Source organism: Dactylosporangium sp. NPDC050688, assembly GCF_040654515.1.
Classification (GTDB): Bacteria; Actinomycetota; Actinomycetes; order Mycobacteriales; family Micromonosporaceae; genus Dactylosporangium.
Map to the genome: position 1 here is coordinate 90839 of NZ_JBFAIC010000005.1, position 20597 is coordinate 111435.

Annotated in this window: 15 protein-coding genes and 1 pseudogene; 5 read left to right on the plus strand and 11 right to left on the minus strand. The window is 71.5% G+C overall.

The genetic code is table 11. The features are described 5' to 3' along the window. Positions 1 to 351: 351 nt before the first annotated feature. Genes AB0H83_RS07320 through pnuC form a run of 7 tightly spaced genes read right to left on the minus strand, consistent with a single transcriptional unit; the run spans position 352 to position 7457 of the window. Complete coding sequence (locus AB0H83_RS07320; protein WP_360088311.1) at positions 352 to 1296, minus strand: STM4011 family radical SAM protein; 945 nt, start codon at positions 1294 to 1296, stop codon at positions 352 to 354. Then, complete coding sequence (locus AB0H83_RS07325; RefSeq protein ID WP_360088314.1) at positions 1293 to 2594, minus strand: STM4012 family radical SAM protein; 1302 nt, start codon at positions 2592 to 2594, stop codon at positions 1293 to 1295. Before AB0H83_RS07325 ends, AB0H83_RS07320 begins: the two co-directional genes overlap by 4 nt. Beyond that, positions 2594 to 3388: an STM4013/SEN3800 family hydrolase gene (locus AB0H83_RS07330; RefSeq protein ID WP_360088317.1), complete on the minus strand. Its 795-nt coding sequence runs from the start codon at positions 3386 to 3388 to the stop codon at positions 2594 to 2596. Before AB0H83_RS07330 ends, AB0H83_RS07325 begins: the two co-directional genes overlap by 1 nt. Beyond that, positions 3385 to 4827, minus strand: coding sequence for an STM4014 family protein (locus AB0H83_RS07335; protein WP_360088320.1), 1443 nt, complete (start codon positions 4825 to 4827; stop codon positions 3385 to 3387). The genes AB0H83_RS07330 and AB0H83_RS07335 overlap by 4 nt, the downstream gene beginning before the upstream one ends. After that, the gene (locus AB0H83_RS07340) at positions 4824 to 5750 is read right to left on the minus strand and encodes an STM4015 family protein (RefSeq protein ID WP_360088323.1); all 927 of its coding nucleotides are present in this window, start codon (positions 5748 to 5750) and stop codon (positions 4824 to 4826) included. Before AB0H83_RS07340 ends, AB0H83_RS07335 begins: the two co-directional genes overlap by 4 nt. Before the next feature lie 10 nt (positions 5751 to 5760). Then, positions 5761 to 6846: an AAA family ATPase gene (locus AB0H83_RS07345; protein ID WP_360088326.1), complete on the minus strand. Its 1086-nt coding sequence runs from the start codon at positions 6844 to 6846 to the stop codon at positions 5761 to 5763. After that, positions 6843 to 7457 carry a nicotinamide riboside transporter PnuC gene (gene pnuC, locus AB0H83_RS07350; RefSeq protein WP_360088329.1) on the minus strand — a complete coding sequence of 205 codons (615 nt, stop codon included), beginning with the start codon at positions 7455 to 7457 and terminating at the stop codon, positions 6843 to 6845. Before pnuC ends, AB0H83_RS07345 begins: the two co-directional genes overlap by 4 nt. Before the next feature lie 21 nt (positions 7458 to 7478). On the opposite strand from pnuC, the gene AB0H83_RS07355 reads away from it, so the two are divergent. After that, positions 7479 to 7772 (plus strand): antibiotic biosynthesis monooxygenase family protein, encoded by a 294-nt coding sequence (locus AB0H83_RS07355; protein WP_360088332.1) that lies wholly within the window; start codon positions 7479 to 7481, stop codon positions 7770 to 7772. Between the two features lie 4 nt (positions 7773 to 7776). Here the strand turns inward: AB0H83_RS07355 and AB0H83_RS07360 are convergent, their stop codons facing one another. Both AB0H83_RS07360 and AB0H83_RS07365 read right to left on the minus strand, forming a co-directional pair. Beyond that, positions 7777 to 8748, minus strand: a complete 972-nt coding sequence (locus AB0H83_RS07360) for a hypothetical protein (RefSeq protein ID WP_360088335.1) — start codon at positions 8746 to 8748, stop codon at positions 7777 to 7779. Between the two features lie 139 nt (positions 8749 to 8887). Further along, positions 8888 to 9130 carry a hypothetical protein gene (locus AB0H83_RS07365; RefSeq protein WP_360088338.1) on the minus strand — a complete coding sequence of 81 codons (243 nt, stop codon included), beginning with the start codon at positions 9128 to 9130 and terminating at the stop codon, positions 8888 to 8890. A gap of 146 nt (positions 9131 to 9276) precedes the next feature. Here AB0H83_RS07365 and coaE point away from each other — a divergent pair. Next, positions 9277 to 9846: pseudogene (gene coaE / locus AB0H83_RS07370) on the plus strand (dephospho-CoA kinase); the annotation flags it as partial. A 290-nt stretch (positions 9847 to 10136) separates the two neighbouring features. Continuing rightward, positions 10137 to 12290 (plus strand): excinuclease ABC subunit UvrB, encoded by a 2154-nt coding sequence (gene uvrB / locus AB0H83_RS07375; protein WP_360088341.1) that lies wholly within the window; start codon positions 10137 to 10139, stop codon positions 12288 to 12290. A 1362-nt stretch (positions 12291 to 13652) separates the two neighbouring features. Here the strand turns inward: uvrB and rpsA are convergent. Further along, positions 13653 to 15158 carry a 30S ribosomal protein S1 gene (gene rpsA, locus AB0H83_RS07380; protein WP_033356766.1) on the minus strand — a complete coding sequence of 502 codons (1506 nt, stop codon included), beginning with the start codon at positions 15156 to 15158 and terminating at the stop codon, positions 13653 to 13655. A 257-nt stretch (positions 15159 to 15415) separates the two neighbouring features. Between rpsA and AB0H83_RS07385 the strand changes: the two genes are divergently transcribed. Further along, on the plus strand, positions 15416 to 16225 hold the full coding sequence (locus tag AB0H83_RS07385) for a class I SAM-dependent methyltransferase (protein WP_360088345.1): 810 nt from the start codon (positions 15416 to 15418) through the stop codon (positions 16223 to 16225). Positions 16226 to 16378: 153 nt separating this feature from the next. Here the strand turns inward: AB0H83_RS07385 and polA are convergent, their stop codons facing one another. Beyond that, a complete protein-coding gene (polA, locus tag AB0H83_RS07390) occupies positions 16379 to 19069 on the minus strand; it encodes a DNA polymerase I (RefSeq protein ID WP_360088348.1) in 2691 nt (896 codons plus the stop codon). A gap of 236 nt (positions 19070 to 19305) precedes the next feature. Between polA and AB0H83_RS07395 the strand changes: the two genes are divergently transcribed. Then, positions 19306 to 20565, plus strand: coding sequence for an ABC transporter substrate-binding protein (locus AB0H83_RS07395; protein ID WP_360088351.1), 1260 nt, complete (start codon positions 19306 to 19308; stop codon positions 20563 to 20565). The last annotated feature ends 32 nt before the right edge of the window (positions 20566 to 20597 follow it).

Below are 20597 nucleotides of genomic sequence, written 5' to 3' on the forward strand. Positions count from 1 at the left end.
CCAGGCGGAGCCCAGGCGGAGCCCAGGCGGAGCCCAGGCGGAGCCCAGGCGGAGCCCAGGCGGAGCCCAGGCGGAGCCCAGGCGGAGCCCAGGCGGAGCCCAGGCGGTGACACGGCGCCCGGACGGACGAACGCGTCGTGCCGGGGTGCCGTGGCCGGGTGGTCGGCGGTGGGGCGCGGTGGTCAGGTGCGGTGACCGGGTGCGGTGACCGGGTGCGCGGCGCCGGAGCGCGATGGCGGGCCGTGCGGGGTCAGATAACCCCGACAACTCACCCCGACAACTCACCCGACAACGAGCCGCCAGGGCCGCCAGGGCCGCCAGGGCCGCCAGGGCCGCCAGGGCGAGTTCACCTCACAAAAGCGATACCACCTCCGTCACCGGCGCCCCGTCCGCGAGCGACGCCTCCTCCACCCGCCGCCGGACCGGTTCCTCCCCGAGCACCGCCTGCGGAACGGACCACAGCGGCAGGTCGTGCGGCACCCGCTCCAGGACGCCGCCGGCGAACACCTCGTACAGCGGCAGGGTCCGCAGGTGGACGTAGCCGATGTGGCAGTCGCACTCCTGCTTCGGGCAGGGCGCGGTGGTCGGGCGCCAGGTGCCGTCGTACAGGTTGCCGAGGGGCTCGGGCACGAAGTGGCAGCGCCGGACGGTGCCGTCGCCGAGGACGGAGATCACCTCGTCGCCGGTGCGGCAGGAACGCCCGAGGGATCGGTGCGGCCGGACGCTGTAGCCGAACAGCGGGTCGATCGCGGTCCACGCCGCTTCCTCCTGCGGCGTGTACGTGTGGCCGTCGGCGGCGTTGATCCACACGTACACGTCGCTGGGCAGCGCGGACCGCAGCGCGACGGCGTCGGCGTGGTGCCCCGGCAGGCCGACCACGCCGACCGAGTGCCTGATGCCGTGCCGGTGCAGGGTCGCCGCCTGCCGCAGGAACCGCTCCAGGCTGACCTGCCCGGGGTGGAACGTGCACCACAGCGCCAGGGTGCCGGGGTCGGCGTCGGTGACCCAGCCGAGCCGGCCGGCGAGGTTGGTCTGGATCGCCGCCCGCCCGACGTGCGGCAGGTGCGACAGGCGGGTCAGCGCCGTGCGGTACCAGGACCGGGTCAGCCCTTCGCCCCACGGCGTGAACAACACCTCGGTCGGCTCACCGGGATGCGCCTCGATCCAGCCGACGAACCGTTCCAGCGCGGCCCGGTCGGCGCGCAGCACCTCGGGCGGGTCGCGGCGCTTCGCGAACGGGCAGTACGGGCAGTCGTAGTTGCAGCTCGCGAGCGGGCCGCGGTACAGGATCCTCATCGTGGCACGTGCCCGGCCATGGCGGCGCGGACGCCGTCGGAGGTGAGCCACGGCCCGATCGCGTCGGAGTGCGCGAGCCCTTCGGCGGTGAGCCGGTGCCCGTCGAGGTGGCCGGTCTCGCGCAACAGGCGCAGCGCCGGGAAGTCGTCGTCGACGCCGGTGCCGAACCGCGCCAGGTACCCGCCGGGATCCAGGCCGGACGCCCGCAGCAGCGACTTGAGCAGCCAGCGCCGGCGCTGCTCGAAGCCGTCGAGCGCGAAGCCGACCTCGGCGACGTCGAAGTCCGCCGCGGGCCGCGCCAGGTAGTCCTCCAGGATGCCCCGCACCTGCCGGACGCTCACCGCGTAGTCGAACGAGTAGTGCAGCCTCGAGGTGTACGACCTCGCCCCGCACCCGAGCCCGACCATGCCGTCGTCCTGGCAGCAGTACCCGGGGCCGTCGACCGGCGGCGCGTCCCGCCGTCGGAAGGCGCGCATGGACTGCTGCTCATAGCCCTCGGCGCCGAGCAGCTCCACGGCGTGCCGGTACAGCTGGAGGCGTTGCGCATCCCACTCGGGGTCGGGGGTGCCAGGGGCCCGCCTGCTCAGGCCGGTCATCGGGCGCACGTACAGCGGGTAGAGGTACAGCTCCTCGGGCCGCCACGTCAGCGCGGTGCGCAGCGAACCGGTCCATGTGCCGGCGGTCTGCCCTGGGATGCCGTAGATGAGATCGATGTTGAGCTCGGCCGGCCCGGCGGCGCGGATCGTGTCGAGGGCCCGGTCGACCTCGGCGCGGTGCTGCGGTCGGCCGGCGGCGTGCGCTTCCGCGTCGAGGAAGCTCTGCACGCCGATGCTGACCCTGGTCGTGCCGCGGTCGAGCAGGACCGCGAGCCGGTCGGCGGTCGCGGTGGCCGGTGACGTCTCCACCGACGTCGGCACAGCCCGCAGGTCGGCGCCGGTGGCCCGCTCGACGGTGTCGAAGAGCCGCTCCAGTTCGGCCGCCGTCAGGTACGTCGGGGTGCCGCCGCCGATCGCCGCGCGGGCGTAGGTCGCGGCGGGCACCGCGGCGGCGACCCGGTCCGCCTGCCGCCGCAGCTGGTCGAGGTACGCGGTGACCTGCGCCGCGGGCGGGTTGGCCCGGGTGAACAGGTTGCAGAACCCGCACCGCATCTCGCAGAACGGCACGTGGACGTACAGGAACAGCGCATCCGTCGCCTCGCCCGCCCACACGTCGGCGAGCCTGGGTCGCGGTCGCAGCGGCCGGTACGCGGTCTTGTGCGGGTACGCGTACAGATATCCCTGGTACGGCGAGCCCAGCATCACCACTCCCCCGGCTCGAACGTGAACTCGGCGTACGGCACGGTCCACACCACCTCGTGCGCGACGCGGTGCCCGATGTGCCCGTCCTCGCCGTACGCCGTGCCGTGGTCGCTGCACATGATCACGTGGCAGGGCCGCCCCCGGGACGTGACCAGCCCGAACAGCACCGGCAGGTGCCGGTCGACGTACGCGAGCGCCGCCCCGTGCGACGCGACCGTGTCCTGCGTGGCGCCGGGCAGGTAGTGCCGGTTGGGCTGGTGCATGGCGGCGACGTTGACGAACGTGAACAGCGGCCCGTCGGCGGGCAGCACCGTCTTGAGCCGGTCGAGCTGCGCCTCGAAGCAGGCGGGGTTGGTGACGCCGAACTCGCGGGTCCAGTGCGCCTCGTCGAACAGCCCCGGCAGGACCCCGCCCTGCGCCGACGTCATCGCGAAGAAGCCGACCCCGCCGATGCAGATCGTGTGGTACCCGGCGGTCCGCAGCCCGGTGACCACGTCGGCGGCGTCGAACTCCCACGTGTCCTGCCCGACCGTGGTGCTGCCGGGGAACCGTGCCGCGAACGGCCGCTCATGCGGACCCGGCGTCACCGGCGTGGGCAGGAACCCCCCGAAGAACGCGTGGTGCGCCGCATACGTGAACGACGCCGGCGTGTGCCGCCGCTGCCACTCCCCGCCGGGCAGCACCCTGGCGAGGTTCGGCGTGCGCCCGGCCTCGAGCTGCCCCACCGCGACGTCGTGACGCAGCGTGTCGAGCGTGACGAAGAGCAGGTCGTGGCTGCCGATCAGCGACTTCACCGCACACCTGCCAGCGCTCGGCTCGCCACATCGCCGCCGGCGGGCCCAGGAACGCCAGCGGACACCGTGACGCCGGCGGGGGTGAAGCGGCCCGACAGGAGGGCGTCGATCTCTGCCGCGTACGTGTCGCGCCCGCCGACGAGCAGGCCCGGCAGCAGGTCGCCGAACGCGTTGACCTCGGCGACCGCGTGCGTGCCGTAGTCGCGGCCGAACATGAGGTCCACGCCGACGTGCAGGCTGCGCGGGAAGCAGGCGGCAGCCGCCTCGCAGGTGCGCATCGCCGCGGCCCAGTGCTCCTCGCCCGCGGCGGCGCGGACCCCCGCCAGGTCACCGCGGGCGTTGCCGAGGTGCAGGTTGGTCATCGGTGACCGGCCGGTGCGCACGACGACGTGGCTGACCCGGCCCGCGACGACGAGCACCCGCAGGTCGAGCACGAGCCCGTCGTGCGACGCCTTCGACAACCACCGCTCCACGTGCAGCCCACCAGCGACATGGGCGCCCACACCCTCGCCGGCGGCCGGACCCTCGGCGGCGGCCGGACCCTCGGCGGCAGCCACGCCCTCAGCGGCAGCCCGACCCGAAGCGGCGACCAGACCCGCAGTGGCAGCCGGACCCGCAGTGGCAGGCGGGCCCGCAGTGGCAGGCGGGCCCTCGGCGGCCGGTCGGCCTTCGGCGGCGAGCCGGTCGATGATCGCGGCGATGATCCGCTCGTCGGTGTAGTGCCGCACCCGCAGCTCGTTGAACAGCCGCCCCCCGTCGAGGACCGCGGACGTGTACGCGCTGATCCTCCGCCGGTCACCGCCGAACGCGAGCGCGACGACCCCCGACGCCGACGACCCGTGCGGCGGCTTGACGAACACCCGGCGCCAGCCCTGCTGCCGCCCCCGGTCGCGGATCTCCTCGTAACCACCGGCGGTGAACGCCTCGGGCACCGCGACCCCGCGGGAGTGCAGCAGGGCGTGGCAGCGGCGCTTGTCGAACATGACGTCGAGCTCGTCCACCGCCGTCAGCAGCGGCACCCCGCGGGCCTCGACCCGGCGGGCCGCCGCGACGAGACCCCGGTGCCAGGCGGCGAGCCCGACGATCTCACCGTGCGCGGCCGGCGCCGCCGCGCCCCGCAGCAGCCGGTCGATCTCCGCGTCCTCACCCGGCGACTCCAGCCGCACCCAATGCCCGCTCACAGCGCCGCCCTCACCCACTGCCCCGCCGACGAAGACGCCCCCGGACGCATCCTCGAAAGCACCGCCGTGAACGCCCCCGGAAACATCCCCGAGAGCGCCTCCCACAGCGTCCCCGGAAGCGCCCAGCGTGAACGCGCCGGCGCACACGTCGCGCCAGCTCACGACAGCCGGCTCAGGCAGGCCCGCGGCGACCGCGGCGTCCCGGAACAGCCGGACACGCCGGTGCCCGGGCACGCCGACGACGGTGATGGTGGTCATTCCGACACTGCCGTGTATCGCTCGCCGTCGTCCTCCTCCTGCACATCGGACAGGTCGAGGTCGACGCCGGGCAGCTCGGCCCGCAGCCGGTCGGCCAGGTCGGCCGAGATGAAGTGGTGGGACAGGTCGAGCCGCCGCAGATGGGTCAGCGGCTGGCCGAGCAGCAGCGCCTCGGCGCCCCGGTCGGACAGGATGCCCAGGGACAGGTCGAGCTCCTCGAGGCGCGGCACGACCGGCGCGCCGGCGAGCGCGGCCGCGACCTGGTCGGCGATCTCGGCGTTGCGCAGGGCGAGACGGCGCAGCCGGGGCATGCCGGCGCCGCTGAGCACGGGGGCCAGGTCGTCGACGGTGATGTCGCCGCCGTATTGGCTGACGCCGAGCCACAGCTCCAGGTCGGTCAGGGCCGGCAGGTGCGAGTCGAGGAGGCCGCGCAGGAACACCGCGGGCAGCCCACCGCTCTCAACCGCCAGCTCGCGCAGCCGCATGTGCCGCACCGGGGACAGCTGCAGCCCCTCGGCGCCGCGGATGCGCAGGATCTCCAGGCCCGGGAACGCGGCCAGCAGCGGCGCCACGTCGGTGTGGTTGATCCAGGAGATCTCGCACTCCTCGGAGGTCATCTCGCCGAGGAACAGCGCCCGCAGGTGCGGCAGCCGCGCGCGGGCTGCGATGAGCAGGTGCAGCGGCGGCGCGGTGTCATACGCCTCGCCCCACTGGCCGATGACCAGGGCGTGCACGGACCCGCCGCCGACGACGTCGAGGCACCGGTCGAGGGCGGCGCGGAACGCCTCCTCGTCGTCTTCGTAGTCCGTCTCGATCCGCCATGCGACGGCGCTGCGCGGGGTGCCCTCGGCGTCCAGCTTGTCGACGACGCCGGGCTGGAACTGGATCACCGGAAGCCCGGCGAACGTCGTGATGTGCCTCATGCGCCGGACCCTAACAGGACCCACCGACATTTCCCGGCGCCTGCCGCGGCAGCTGCGGTGCGGCAAATCGCCAACCCTGAGCAAGCAGATCGTCACATGCTGCGAGCGCGGTACGCAGCCTCGTCCGGTACGTCCCGGTCAGCTCGATCCACGGCACCGGACTGGCGGCGAGCTCGGCTCGGAACCGGTCGGTCATCCACGCGCGCAGATGTTCGCCGTCGCGCATCCCGTCGTCCTCGAACGGCACGTCGTCGTGCGGGGTCAGCAGGTACAGGGCCGGCTCGCGGGAGGCGGCGCGCACCTGCGGCGAGGACGAGCCGAGGTAGCGCTCCTCCCAGATCGCGGTGGCGAACGCGTCGGTGTCGCAGATCAGCAGCGGCCCGCCGGCCCGGGCGGCGGCGTCCTCGGCGGTGTTCTGCTCGCGTACCACGGTCAGGAAGTCCTCGCGGTCCCAGACGAGGTCCTCGACCTTGACGCCGCCGGCCATTTTCAGTTCGGTGAGGGTACGGCCGTACTCCGGGACCCACCGCGTGCCGGCGAACGCTCCGCCGCGCAGTCTGAGCTGGGCGGCGAGGGCCCGCGCCAGGGTGGTGGTGCCGGTCGACTCGGCGCCGACGACGACCACCCGGCGGGCCAGCCAGCCACGCACCGGCGGGGACAGGAACGCCCAGTTCGCCACGGGGTCGGCCCGCACGGCCGTCCCCGAGACCGGCACACCCCGGCGGTCCGGATCGACGGCCACGTGCCGGGCGCCGAACCGTCGGGCCAGCTCTTCGCCGTACACCTCGGACGAAAACACCACGTCCACTGTGGAGGGACCGACGGCCCCGCGGAAGACGTCGACGTGCGCCTGCCAGATGTCGGGGTCGTCGTAGTCGATCGGCAGATCGCAGTACACGCCGGCGAACCGCACGTGCGGGCTGCCCGCGTGCACCTCGCGCAGCCAGCCGAGGCGGGCCCGCAGCGGGATCGACTCGGCGCTGGACGGCGCGACGACGACGGTGACCCGGTCGCAGGCGCGCGCGGCGGTGTCGATGAGGTGGTGGTGCCCGGCGTGCGGCGGGTAGAACTTGCCGACGACCAGCCCGTGCGTCATGCCGGCACCGGCTGTGGCCGGGTGCGCAACGCCTGCTGCCAGGCGCGCAGCCCGAGGACACAGAGGGCGAGGAAGGCCAGGTAGAGGATCGCGGTGAGCCAGAGGTCCTTGTACGCGTACAACGGCACGTACACGATGTCGACGGCGATCCACAGCCACCAGCTCTCCACGAGGCGGCGGGTCTGGCCGTAGGTCGCGAGCAGTGACAAGGCGGTGGTCGCGGCGTCCGGCCACGGCACGGTCGACTCGGTGAACCGGACCAAGTACCACCACAGCGTCACGGTGAGCAACACACCGGCAACCGTGAGCGCACCCCACTCGACGCGGGTCGTGCGACGCACTACGGTCGTGGCACCGGGACGCCACCGCCACCAGCCGTAGGCGCCGAGGATCACGTAGACCACCTGCAGCCAGGCGTCGCCGTAGAGGCCGACGTGCTGGAACACGACCATGAGCAGCAGCACGTTGGCAATGCCGACCGGCCAGTTCGCGATGTGCTGCCGCACGACGAGCCAGACCGTGACCAGCCCGGTCAGGAAACCCAGCAGCTCCGCCCACGTGGTCGGGGCACCGAAAGCATGGAAGGCGGCGGACGTGAGCCAGTCCAGCACGATGTCCTCTACCCTTTCCGGATGGTCTTGGAAGTTGCGCTCATCGACGTGCTCGAAGGTCGCGAGGAGGCGTTCGCCGCCGCGTACCGTGAAGCACGCCCGCTCCTCGCGTCCACCCCCGGCTGCCGCTCGGTGCGCATGACCCGCGGCGTCGAGTCGGCGAGCCGGTTCGTGCTGCTGGTGGAGTGGGACTCGGTCGACGCGCACCTGGACAACTTCCGCGCGACCGACCGTTTCACGCAGTGGCGGGCGCTGCTCGGGCCGTTCTTCGACGGCGCGCCGAGGGTCGAGCACTTCACCGACGTGCCCGCCTGACCGGTCAGTCGCCCGTCTTCTTCCACACCGTGAAGTCGAGGTACGTGGCGTAGAGCTGACCGCCGACCACGGCCTCGCCGGAGCGGGGGCTGAACCAGCCGAAGCGCTGCTCGCCCGTGCGGACGCAGACCTTCGCGGTGGGCAGCAGCGCCGAGAGCAGGATGCGGTCGCTCCACTGCGCGGCCGGGATCGCACCGCAGCCGGCGGGCGTCGGCTCCTGCAGGATCGGGGCGAAGGCGGCGCCGCCGACGGCGGTCAGGCCGAGCGTGCCCGCGGCCACGTCGGCGCCGGCGGCCTGCTTGATGCCGCTGTCGAAGTCGAAGGTCTCGTCGGACTGCCCGGCCAGGACGGCCAGGCGGACGGTGCCGGCTCGCAGCACGTCGGTGACCGGAGCCTGCGAGGCCGGGCTGCTCGCCACGCTGCTCGGGTCGGGGGTGCCGCTGGTGCCGGGCACCGGCGATCCACTGGCGTCCGCGCTCGGCCCGCCGGCCACGCCCGCGGCGGTCGTGACGGAGGCGGCGCCGGTCGGCACGACCGGGCCGGTGACGGCACGGTTCCCGCCCGGGGACTCGCCGGTGCCGCCGGCGTCGCGGGTCGCCAGGACGCCGCCGACGACCGCGACGATGACCACGATCAGGCCGATGACGAGCGCGGCGAGGCGCCGGCGACGGTGCGGTGCCTCGGCCGCCTCCGGCGCTGCGGTGTGCGGAGGCTGCGGCGGGACGTGCGGCGCCGGGTCGACGGCCGGCTGCTGCGCCGTGGTGTTCGCTGAGGGCTGCGCGGGGACCTGCTGGGTCTGCGGGGTCGCCTGGCGCGGCACGATCGCGTAGGCCGACGTCGGCCAGCCGGAGCCGCCGTCGAGCGGCGAGTCCGACATCCAGCCGCGCCGGCTGCGGGGCCGCGGCGGCGACCCGTTGACCTGGTCGTGGCTCGGCTCCGTCGGCGGATCCTGCCGTGGGGGGTGTCCCGGCTCCATGCAGCGCGTCCTTCTGGTCCTGGCGTCTGTGCAGTTCGTGCACCTGCGCACGGCAATCGTGCGCTCGCCGGGCAGAGTATCGCTGACAGCCCGCACCTCGCACCACGGCTGATGGCTCAGCCTTTGGGTGCCTGCCTGGTCACCGGGCCAGCATCTGCGCGACGGCGGTGGCCCCGGATGCGGTGTACCAGCCGCTGACCGCCAGCATCGTGAGCACTGCGGCGGCGGCGAAGATCCCCGCCGCCCCGGTCCCCGGCCGGCGTGCCGGACGTCCGCGGCGGTGCCGTGCCCGGCGCCCGGCGACGTCGGCGGCAGCCACGATCATGGTGATGTCGCGGCGCCCGAGGCCCGGCCGGCCGATGCAGTGTCGCCCTCGTGTCATGTTCGCCCCGTTATGTTCGCCCCCGGAGAATCTTCCCCGATACGGACGTTATCTCTGCAATCGTCGGTTTTTGTGATCACACGCCGGGAGTCACCTTTCCGGTGTCCGCCTCCGCGCCGCCGCGGCGGCAATGGTGTGATGACGCGATGAGGATGGTGGGGCTGACCGGCGGCATCGGTGCCGGCAAGAGTGCCGTGGCGGCCCGGCTGGCCGCGCTCGGCGCTGTGGTCATCGACGCGGACCGGCTGGCCCGGGAGGTCGTGGAGCCGGGCACGCCCGGCCTGGCCGCGGTGGTCGAGGCGTTCGGCGACGGCGTGCTCACCGCCGACGGTGCGCTCGACCGCGCCGCGATGGCGCAGCGGATCTTCGGCGACGACGACGCCCGTGCGACCCTCGAGGGCATCGTGCACCCCCTGGTGCGGGCCCGGACGGCCGAGATCGTCGCGGCCGCGCCCGAGGACTCCGTCGTGGTCAACGACGTGCCGCTGCTCGTCGAGAAGCAGATGTCGCGCCTGTACGACACCGTGGTCGTCGTCTTCGCCTCCCTCCCGACCCGGCTGGACCGGCTCGCGCGGCTGCGCGGGATGTCGGCGCAGGAGGCGCAGGCGCGCATCGCCGCGCAGGCCACCGACGAGCAGCGGCGCGAGGTCGCCGACGTCGCGATCGTCAACGACGGCACGCCCGAGGACCTGGATGCGGCGGTGGCGGCGGCGTGGCCGGCGATCGCCGGGCACGCCTGACGCAGGGGCGCTCGCGGCGGCCGGTCGCGCGTGTCGCGCGATCCCGCCACGGTGCGCTCGCCGGCCGTGACGGGCCGGGGCAGCAACCTGGCGCCGGGAGGGCCGACCGTGTGGTGGCCGGCCTGCTCTCCGGTCGGCCGCCGCGAGCGGCCTACGGCTCTACGGTAGTCCGGTGATCTTCCCCACACAATCGTCATGTTGAATACGGTCAACCACTGAGGGCGAGGAACCCGAAAGTTGTCATACCCCCCGCGTACGGTTGGGTCATGGCGCTCGACATCCCCCGCTTGGACAACCGCTTCGAGGTGGTCAGCGAGTACGTTCCGTCCGGTGACCAGCCCGCCGCCATCGAGGAGCTGGCGCGCCGGGTCCGGGCCGGAAACCGGCACACCGTGCTGCTGGGCGCGACGGGCACCGGCAAGAGCGCGACGACCGCGTGGCTGGTCGAGCGGCTGCAGCGCCCGACGCTCGTGCTCGCGCACAACAAGACCCTGGCCGCACAGCTGGCCAAGGAGTTCCGCGACCTCATGCCCAACAACGCGGTCGAGTATTTCGTCAGCTACTACGACTACTACCAGCCCGAGGCCTACATCCCGCAGACCGACACCTACATCGAGAAGGACTCGTCGGTCAACGAGGAGGTCGAGCGGCTGCGGCACTCCGCGACGATGAGCCTGCTGACCCGCCGCGACGTCATCGTGGTCGCGACCGTTTCCGCGATCTACGGCCTGGGCACGCCCGAGGAGTATCTGGACCGCGCGGCGAAGGTGACCGTCGGCGAGGAGCTCGACCGGGACAAGCTGCTGCGCAGGCTGGTCGACATCCAGTACACGCGCAATGATCTCGCGTTCAACCGCGGCACCTTCCGGGTCCGCGGCGACACGCTCGAGATCATCCCCGCTTACGAGGAGCTCGCGATCCGCATCGAGTTCTTCGGCGACGAGATCGAGCGCCTGTCCTACCTGCACCCGCTGACCGGCGACGAGATCCGTCAGGTCGACCAGCTGATGATCTTCCCGGCGACGCACTACGGCGGTGGCCCCGAGCGCATGGAGCGGGCGATCACGCAGATCGAGGCCGAGCTGGAGGAGCGGCTCGCCGAGCTCGACCGCGAGGGCAAGCTGCTGGAGGCGCAGCGGCTGCGCATGCGCACCACCTACGACATCGAGATGATGCGCCAGGTCGGCTTCTGCAACGGCATCGAGAACTACTCCCGCCACATCGACGGCCGCGAGGCGGGCAGCCCGCCGCACTGCCTGCTCGACTACTTCCCCGACGACTTCCTCACCGTCATCGACGAGTCCCACGCCACGGTCCCGCAGATCGGCGGCATGTATGAGGGCGACGCCTCCCGCAAGCGCACTCTGGTCGAGCACGGGTTCCGGCTGCCCAGCGCCCAGGACAACCGGCCGCTGCGCTTCGACGAGTTCGAGGAGCGGGTCGGCCAGACCGTCTACCTGTCGGCGACCCCGGGCCCGTGGGAGCTGGGCCGCACCCAGGGCGAGTTCGTCGAGCAGGTGATCCGCCCGACCGGCCTCGTCGACCCACAGGTCGTGATCAAGCCGACCAAGGGCCAGATCGACGACCTCATGCACGAGATCAACCAGCGGGTCGAGCTCGACGAGCGGGTCCTCGTCACGACCCTGACCAAGAAGATGGCCGAGGACCTCACCGACTACCTGCTGGAGCACGGCATCCGCGTGCGTTACCTGCACTCCGAGGTCGACACCCTGCGCCGGGTCGAGCTGCTGCGCGAGCTGCGCCGCGGCGAGTTCGACGTGCTCGTCGGCATCAACCTGCTCCGCGAGGGCCTCGACCTGCCCGAGGTGAGCCTGGTGGCGATCCTCGACGCCGACAAGGAGGGCTTCCTGCGCTCCGGCACCAGCCTCATCCAGACCATCGGCCGCGCCGCCCGTAACGTGTCCGGCCAGGTCCACATGTATGCGGACAAGATGACCCCGTCGATGGCCCACGCGATCGACGAGACCAACCGCCGGCGCGAGAAGCAGACCGCGTACAACCTCGCCAACGGCATCGACCCGCAGCCGCTGCGCAAGAAGCTCGGCGACATCCTCGACGACATCTACCGCGAGGCCGAGGACACCGCCGGCGCGGTCGGCGGCCACGGCCCGGGCGGCGCCATCAGCGTCGGCGGCGGCCGCCAGATGAGCCGCGGCAAGTCCCCCGAGAACACCCGCGGCCGCCAGAAGGGCGGCGGCACCAAGGGCTCCGCCGGCGCCGCCATCCCCGCCCGCGCCGGCATGGCGAGGGCCGAGCTCGCCACCCTCATCCAGGACCTCAACGACCAGATGCTCAACGCCGCCCGCGAGCTGCAGTTCGAGCTCGCCGCCCGGCTCCGCGACGAGGTCGCCGAACTGAAGAAGGAACTCCGCGCCATGGACGTGGCCGGCGTCAAGTAGCCAGATCGGAGCAGGGCCGGGCGGCCAGCGGGTTGCCCCCGTCCCGGGCCGGCCTACCCGACCCGGCCGTTCTGCCCGCTCATGTGCTGGCTCGCTTCCTCGCCAAACCCGCTCAGCCTGACACGGGCCGCCGGACCGCACAGCCGCCGGGACCGGCCGTCGAGTCACCTGGCGTCTTGCATTGTCTCGGCCCGCTGGGCCCGGCCGCCAGCCAGCCGGGCGTGCTCGGCCGCCGGGCTCGCCGGGCGTGCTGGGTCGCTGGCGCATTAGCCTGCCCAGTCGCCGGGCTCGCCGGGTGTGCTCAGCCGCTGAACTCGCCGGGCCGCCGGGCGTGCTGGGTCGCTGCGTGCTGGGTCGCTGGGCTTGCCGGGCCGGCCCGGCCATCGACCCCCGCTCAGCCTGCCCAACCGAGAGGCTCGGGACTCGCTCGGGCTGCTGGGCCGGCTCCGGACCGCTTGAACCGGTGACCTCGTTCGCGAGGACGGGTGCTACATGTGGTTCATTGCTGCCCACTTCGCCGGCACGTGCGGCGTCGGTATCGGTGAGAACGAGCGCCACTCGTTGATCACCACTTGAGGCGCAGACCGAGCCGCACAGCGACGTTGCGTCACTCTCCGTGGACGCCGACCGTCATCACGAATGGTGGCTCCCCCTACGCACGCATGCCGATGCGCGTGCACTCTGTCTGGAGCACGGGAACAACCCGGTGGATCCCTGGAACCCGGTGGATCCCTGTTTGCCGGCGCACAGGGATCCACCGGGTAGTGCTGTCCGGTGGCGTACATGCCGCAGACGACGCGCGTCGGCTTCGCAGCGCTCATCACGGTGCGTGAGGGAGCGCCGGTTCGGCGGGAGGTCTGGCGTTGCCGTCGAAGGTGGCGCCGAACTCGCGAACAAGGCCAAACCGGCGGCCTCCGAATGCGCTGGGCTCGCCGGACATGCCGAGGCTGCGGCGGGAAATCTCGGGCTGAGTGGTCTCGGCGAAGAACCAGCGGCTCAGCTTCGTGGCTGGTAGGCCACGGCCGGTGGCCATGGCGGGGAGTCCGCGGCCAATCCCGTGGGCAAACGCCCGCCGCCACCATCTGGCCGGCGAGCCTGCGGCCGAGGGGCATGGGCATGGCGGAGAGCAAACCGGCGAGGCACACGAAGACGCCGTGGCCAAGAGGCCGTGGCGGAGCGCCCGAGCGGAGAGACCCTGACGGTGGAGCCCCCGGCGGAGCGCCCGAGCGGAGAGACCCTGGCGGAGAGGTCCTGACGGGGAGGTACCGGCAGAGAGGTCCCGGCGGAGAGGGACTCGGGGGAAACGGGAAGAGGCCCCGCAGCCGAGGTGGCTGCGGGGCCTCTCCTATGTTGTGCGAGCCGTCAGCTCTTGCCGCCGGCCAGCTTCTCGCGCAGGGCGGCCAGGGCCTCGTCCGTGGCGAGGGTGCCTGCCGGCTCCTCCGGGGCGCGGGCCGCGGTCGGGGTCGACGAGGTCACCGGGCCGCTGCTCGTCGAGCCACCGGCCGCGGCAGCGGCGGCGGGCTCGGCGGCGTCGGCCTGGCGGGCCGTCTGCACCTGCTTGGTGTGGGCTTCCCAGCGCTGGCGGGCCTCAGCGTACTGCTGCTCCCACGCCTCGCGCTGCTTCTCGAAGCCGGGCATCCACTCGGCGGTCTCCGGGTCGAAGCCCTCCGGGTAGATGTAGTTGCCCTGCTCGTCGTAGGTGGCCGACATGCCGTAGAGGGTCGGGTCGAAGTGCTCCTCGCCCTCGACGAAGCCCTCGTTGGCCTGCTTGAGCGACAGCGAGATCCGGCGGCGCTCCAGGTCGATGTCGATGACCTTGACCATGACGTCGGAGCCGACCTGCACGACCTGCTCGGGGATCTCCACGTGGCGCTCGGCCAGCTCGGAGATGTGCACCAAGCCCTCGATGCCGTCGTCGACGCGGACGAACGCACCGAACGGGACGAGCTTGGTGACCTTGCCCGGGACGATCTGCTGGATCGCGTGGGTGCGGGCGAACTGGCGCCACGGGTCTTCCTGGGTCGCCTTCAGCGACAGGGAGACGCGCTCGCGGTCCAGGTCGACGTCGAGCACCTCGACCTCGACCTCCTGGCCGACCTCGACGACCTCGGACGGGTGGTCGATGTGCTTCCAGGACAGCTCGGACACGTGCACCAGGCCGTCGACGCCACCGAGGTCGACGAACGCACCGAAGTTGACGATCGAGGACACGACGCCCTTGCGGACCTGGCCCTTCTGCAGCTTGTGCAGGAACTCGGTGCGCACCTCGGACTGGGTCTGCTCGAGGTAGGCCCGGCGGGACAGGACCACGTTGTTGCGGTTCTTGTCCAGCTCGATGATCTTCGCCTCGAGCTCGCGGCCCACGTAGGGCTGCAGGTCGCGGACCCGGCGCATCTCGACCAGGGACGCCGGCAGGAAGCCGCGGAGCCCGATGTCGAGGATGAGACCACCCTTGACCACCTCGATGACGGAGCCACGGACGATGCCGTCATCTTCCTTGATCTTCTCGATCGTGCCCCACGCCCGCTCGTACTGCGCGCGCTTCTTCGAGAGGATCAGGCGCCCTTCCTTGTCCTCCTTCTGCAGGACCAGGGCTTCGATGTGGTCACCGACCGACACGACCTCAGCAGGGTCGACATCATGCTTGATCGACAACTCGCGCGAGGGGATGACACCCTCGGTCTTGTAGCCGATGTCGAGCAGGACCTCGTCCCGGTCGACCTTGACGACGGTGCCTTCGACGATGTCGCCGTCGTTGAAGTACTTGATGGTCTCGTCGATCGCGGCGAGGAACGCCTCATCGGACGCGAGTTCGTCGACGACCTTGTTGCTGCTGGCGCTCGAGGTGGCCTCGATGCTGCTCGTCATGTGGGTTGTTGCTCCGGTCGGTGGGTGTCTTCGGTGGACCTGCGCTCCCGCGGACCATCGTCGGGCACAACTCGCCTGTCGCAGTGCAGGATCAGTGCATTGGAAGCTCAGGATGTGTCGGACGACCGTGAGCCTGCTCCATGCCGAGGCGCACAACCCACGAGTGCACCGATCAGCCTACCCTGCGCAATACCACATGGTCCAACCCTCCCCCAGACCCGATCCGCCGACATTTGCGGGGCCTACCGTTGCAGTCCATGGAAACGTCACCAGACGCAGGCGTCACACGACGCGCAGTGAACCCCGCCGAGAGCCGCCGTGCGAGCCGGGGCTGGTGGGACGCCGACGCCGACGCCTACCAGGCCGAACACGGCGCGTTCCTCGGTGACGTCGACTTCGTCTGGTGCCCGGAGGGCCTGCGCGAGGCCGACGCGCACCTCCTCGGCGACGTCGCGGGCAAGGACGTGCTGGAGATCGGCTGCGGCGCCGCCTCGTGCGCCCGGTGGCTGCGCACCCAGGGCGCGCGGGTGGTCGCCAGCGACCTGTCGGCCGGGATGCTGCGCCACGCCCGGGCCGGGATCACCCGATCGGGTGTCAGCGTGCCACTGCTGCAGGCGGACGCGACCGCCCTGCCGTTCGCCGAGGGCGTATTCGACGTCGTGTGCACCGCGTTCGGGGCGGTGCCGTTCGTCGCCGACTCGGGGCGCGTCATGCGGGAGGTGTACCGCGTGCTGCGCCCGGGCGGCCGCTGGGCCTTCTCGATCACCCATCCAATGCGCTGGGTGTTCCTCGACGACCCGGGCGAGGGCGGTCTGGTGGCGGTGCACTCCTACTTCGACCGGCGCGCCTACGTCGAGCAGGACGAGGAGCACGTGCCGACCTACGTCGAGCAGCACCGCACGCTCGGCGACCGCATCCGGGAGCTGGTCGCCGCCGGCTTCGTGCTCGACGACCTGGTCGAGCCGGAGTGGCCGGAGGAGCACAAGGAGACCTGGGGCCAGTGGAGCCCTCTGCGCGGCCGGATCTTCCCCGGCACCGCGATCTTCGTGGCGACCAGGCCCGCCTGACCTGCCGAGCCCTCGTGCCGCCGCCCGGGAATGCATCCGGGCGGCGGCACGTGGCACGGGCGGCACGTGGCACGGGCGGCACGTGGCACGGGCGGCACGTGGCACGGGCGGCACGTGGCACGGGCGGCACGTGGCACGGGCGGCGCGGACGGCTCAGTGGTCGGCGGCGTTCCAGTCGCGGCCGGAGCCGACCGACACGCCGAGCGGGACGTCGAGCGGGTACGCGGCGCCCATCTGCTCGCGCACCAGCTCCTCCACCTGGGCGTGCTCGCCGGGGGCGATCTCGAAGACCAGCTCGTCGTGGACCTGCAGGAGCATGCGGGAGCGCAGCCCGGCGGCGCGCAGCGCGGTGTCGACGTGCAGCATGGCGACCTTGATGATGTCGGCGGCGGAGCCCTGGATCGGCGCGTTGAGCGCCATCCGCTCGGCCATCTCGCGGCGCTGCCGGTTGTCGCTGTTGAGGTCCGGCAGGTAGCGGCGGCGGCCGAGCACCGTCTCGGTGTAGCCGTCGCGGCGGGCCTGCACGACGATCTGGCGCAGATAGTCCCGGACCCCGCCGAACGTGGCGAAATACTCCTCCATGAGCACCGTCGCCTCGGCGGGGGTGATGCCCAGCTGGCTGGCCAGCCCGTAGGAGGACAGGCCGTAGGCCAGGCCGTAGTTCATCGCCTTGATCTTGCGGCGCTGGTCGGGCACGACCTCCTCGGCGGGGATCGCGAAGACCGACGACGCGGTCGCGGCGTGGAAGTCGAAGCCGGAGTTGAACGCCTCGATCAGCGCCTCGTCCTTGGACAGGTGGGCCATGATCCGCATCTCGATCTGGCTGTAGTCGGCGGTGAGGAGCGTCTCGTAGCCCTCGCCGACGACGAACGCCCGGCGGATCTGCCGGCCGTCCTCGGTGCGGATCGGGATGTTCTGCAGGTTGGGGTCGGTGCTGGACAGCCGGCCGGTGGCCGCGACGGTCTGGTAATACGTCGTGTGGATGCGGCCGTCGTCGCTGATCGACTTCAGCAGCCCGTCGACGGTGGTCTTGAGCTTGGCCCAGTCGCGGTGGCTCAGCAGGTGCGCCAGCAGCGGGTGCTCGGTCTGCTTGTGCAGGCTCTGCAGCGCCTCGGCGTCGGTGGTGTAGCCGGTCTTGATCCGCTTGGTCTTCGGCAGGCCCAGCTCGTTGAACAGGATCTCCTGCAGCTGCTTGGGCGAGCCGAGGTTGAACTCCCGGCCGATCACCTCATAGGCGCCTTGGGCGGCGGCCTTGACGTTGCTGGCGAACCGCGACTCCAGCTCGCTGAGGTATTCGGTGTCCGCGGCGATGCCGACCCGCTCCATCTCCGCCAGGACGGAGACCAGTGGCAGCTCGACCTCGGCGAGCAGCCTGGCGGAGGAGTCGCCGTCGCGGCGCAGCTCCTCGGCGATCGCCTCGGCGAGGTCGAGGGTGGCCCGGGCGCGGAGCATGAGATTCTCCTCCGCCTCCCCCGTGTTGCCGCCGAGGCCGTCCAGCGTGAGCTGGCCGTTGTCCGGGGCGTCGACCCGCAGCTCCCGCTTCAGATAGCGCAGGGCCAGGTCGGTGAGCTCATACGAGCGCTGGTCGGGGCGGGCCAGATAGGCCTCCAGGGCGGTGTCGCTGGCGACGCCGCGCAGTTGCCAGCCGCGGGCACCGAACGCGAGCAGCGCCGGCTTCACGTCGTGCAGCACCTTGAGCCGGTCGGTGGCGGCGAGCCACTCCCCCACGGCGGCGTCGTCGGCGGCGTCGAGCTCGGTCGGGTCGAACCAGGCGGCCGGCCCGTCCGCGACGGCCAGGCCGATGCCGGTGACCTCGCCGGTGCCGCGGCCGAACTTGCCGGCGACGGCGACGCCGACCCGGGTGCCGGCCGGGGCGTGCTCGGCGAGCCAGGCGCCGACGCCCTCGCGCAGGACGCTGCCGGCCAGGTCGAAGCCGCTCTCGGCCTCCGGCTCCACGGCGTCGAGATACTGGTAGAGCCGGTCGCGCAGGATGCGGAACTCCAGGGCGTCGAAGACCTGGTGGACCGCCTCGCGGTCCCAGCCGCGCCACTGCAGCTCCTCGGGGGTGACCGGCAGCTCCAGGTCGTCGACGAGACCGTTGAGCTCATAGTTGCGCATGACGTCGGCGAGGTGGGCGCGCACGTTTTCGCCGGCCTTGCCCTTGATCTCGTCGACCCGGGCGATGATCCCGTCCAGGTCGCCGAACTGCAGGATCCACTTCGCGGCGGTCTTGTCGCCCACGCCGGGGACGCCGGAGAGGTTGTCGCTGTCCTCGCCGACGAGGGCGGCCTTCGCCCGGTAGAGCGACGGGGGGATGCCGTAGCGCTCCTCGACCTTGGCGGGCGTCATGCGGTCGAGCTCGGACACCCCGCGCTTGAGATACAGCACCGTGACCAGGTCGGTGACCAGCTGAAACGCGTCACGGTCACCGGTGATGATCGAGGTCGGGATGCCATGCTCCACGGCCTGGCGGGCCAGCGTGGCGATGACGTCGTCCGCCTCGTAGCCCGCCTTCTCGATGAAGGGGATCCGCAGCGCGTTGAGGACCTCCTTGATCAGGTCGAGCTGGCCGGAGAACTCCGGCCTGGTGGTGGAGCGGTTGGCCTTGTATTCCGCATACTTCTCCAGGCGGAAGGTCTGGCGGGACACATCGAAGGCGACCGCCACGTGCGTGGGCTTCTCGTCCCGCAACATGTTGATCAGCATCGACGTGAAGCCGAAGACGGCGTTGGTCACCTGCCCCGTCTTGGTCGAGAAGTTCTCCACCGGGAGCGCGAAGAACGCCCGGTAGGCGAGGGAGTGCCCGTCGAGCAGCAGGAGCCTGGTGTCTGTTGAACCCGTCACACCTGCGAGCCTAGTCGCAGGGTATGACAACTTCCCCGCCGAGACCCCGCGCTGTGACGCGACAAAGCGATTCCCGCGACGGTTGCGAACAGGAAGATTACGACTGCGCAACTTCCTGTGGCGTGTTGCCCCGAAGGCCTAGTGCCAGCCCTGGAGTTTCATTAGGTTCTGCCTTCATCAGCGTCTTGGCATCTAGGCGCAACCACGCCTACCGCGCTGTAAAAAGGAGACAGGTGATGATCCGCCCCAACCTCGCATGGCGCTCGGTCGCCGTGCTGAGCGCTGCCGTCCTGGCACTCAGTGCATGTGGTGACGACGCAGATAGCCCGAGCACGAGCGCGACCACCGGTGGTGGCGCCGCTCCGGGCGACGGCGTGCTCAAGATCGGCACGATCCTGCCGCAGACCGGCTCGCTGGCCTTCCTCGGCCCACCGGAGTTCGCCGGCGTCGACGTCGCGATCAAGGAGATCAACGCCAACGGTGGCGTCCTGGGCAAGCCCGTCACGATCCAGCACATGGACTCGGGCGACACCTCCACGGACATCGCCACCCAGTCGGTCAACAAGCTGCTCACCGACAAGACCGATGTCATCATCGGTGCCGCGTCGTCGTCCGTCTCGCTGTCCGTGATCGACAAGATCACCGGCGCGGGCGTGGTCCAGATCTCGCCGGCCAACACGTCGACGGCGCTGACCACGTACAACGACAAGGGCCTCTACTTCCGGACGGCCCCGCCGGACACGCTGCAGGGCCGCGTCCTCGGTGACCTGATCGTCCAGGACGGCAACGCCACCACCGGCATGCTGGTCCTCAACGACTCCTACGGCACCGGCCTCGCCGAGAACGCCAAGGCGGAGATCGAGAGCGGCGGCGGCAAGGTCGCCGTGTCGGTGACCTACGACCCGAAGGCCGCGGACTTCTCGGCCGACGTGGCGAAGATCAAGGCCGCCAACCCGGACGCGATCGCGATCATCGGCTTCGACGAGACCAAGAAGATCGTCCCCAAGCTGATCGAGGCCGGCCTCAAGACCAAGAAGTGGTACTTCGTCGACGGCAACATCGCCGACTACTCGAAGGACTTCGCCCCCGGCACGCTGAAGGGCTTCAAGGGCACCCAGCCCGGCGCGGCGACCAAGGACGACTTCAAGAAGCGCGCCCTTGAGATCAACAAGGACCTGAAGGACTGGAACTACGCCGTCGAGTCCTACGACGCCACCATCCTCGCGGCCCTCGCGGCCCTCGAGGCCGGCAGCGACAACCCGGCCGAGATCGCCAAGCACCTGATCACCGTGTCCAAGGGCGGCGAGAAGTGCACGGACTTCAAGTCCTGCGCCGACCTGATCAAGGCCAAGAAGGACATCGACTTCGACGGCCTGAGCGGCCCGATCTCCTTCAACGACGCCGGTGACCCGGCCGAGGCCACCATCGGTGTCTACACCTACGACGAGAACAACAAGCTCACGTCGGACGTGAAGTACCAGACCGGCAAGATCTGATCCGCAAGCACCGAGCAGGGCCCCACCGCCAC

Bases quoted from the DNA above. Each gene is read 5' to 3' on its own strand.
- AB0H83_RS07345 (WP_360088326.1), bottom strand. From the start codon at position 6,846: ATGACGCACGGGCTGGTCGTCGGCAAGTTCTACCCGCCGCACGCCGGG.
- AB0H83_RS07385 (WP_360088345.1), top strand. From the start codon at position 15,416: ATGGAAACGTCACCAGACGCAGGCGTCACACGACGCGCAGTGAACCCC.
- AB0H83_RS07355 (WP_360088332.1), top strand. From the start codon at position 7,479: ATGGTCTTGGAAGTTGCGCTCATCGACGTGCTCGAAGGTCGCGAGGAG.
- AB0H83_RS07395 (WP_360088351.1), top strand. From the start codon at position 19,306: ATGATCCGCCCCAACCTCGCATGGCGCTCGGTCGCCGTGCTGAGCGCT.
- AB0H83_RS07325 (WP_360088314.1), bottom strand. From the start codon at position 2,594: ATGCTGGGCTCGCCGTACCAGGGATATCTGTACGCGTACCCGCACAAG.
- AB0H83_RS07360 (WP_360088335.1), bottom strand. From the start codon at position 8,748: ATGGAGCCGGGACACCCCCCACGGCAGGATCCGCCGACGGAGCCGAGC.
- rpsA (WP_033356766.1), bottom strand. From the start codon at position 15,158: ATGACGAGCAGCATCGAGGCCACCTCGAGCGCCAGCAGCAACAAGGTC.
- AB0H83_RS07320 (WP_360088311.1), bottom strand. From the start codon at position 1,296: ATGAGGATCCTGTACCGCGGCCCGCTCGCGAGCTGCAACTACGACTGC.
- AB0H83_RS07365 (WP_360088338.1), bottom strand. From the start codon at position 9,130: ATGACACGAGGGCGACACTGCATCGGCCGGCCGGGCCTCGGGCGCCGC.
- AB0H83_RS07335 (WP_360088320.1), bottom strand. From the start codon at position 4,827: ATGACCACCATCACCGTCGTCGGCGTGCCCGGGCACCGGCGTGTCCGG.
- uvrB (WP_360088341.1), top strand. From the start codon at position 10,137: ATGGCGCTCGACATCCCCCGCTTGGACAACCGCTTCGAGGTGGTCAGC.
- AB0H83_RS07340 (WP_360088323.1), bottom strand. From the start codon at position 5,750: ATGAGGCACATCACGACGTTCGCCGGGCTTCCGGTGATCCAGTTCCAG.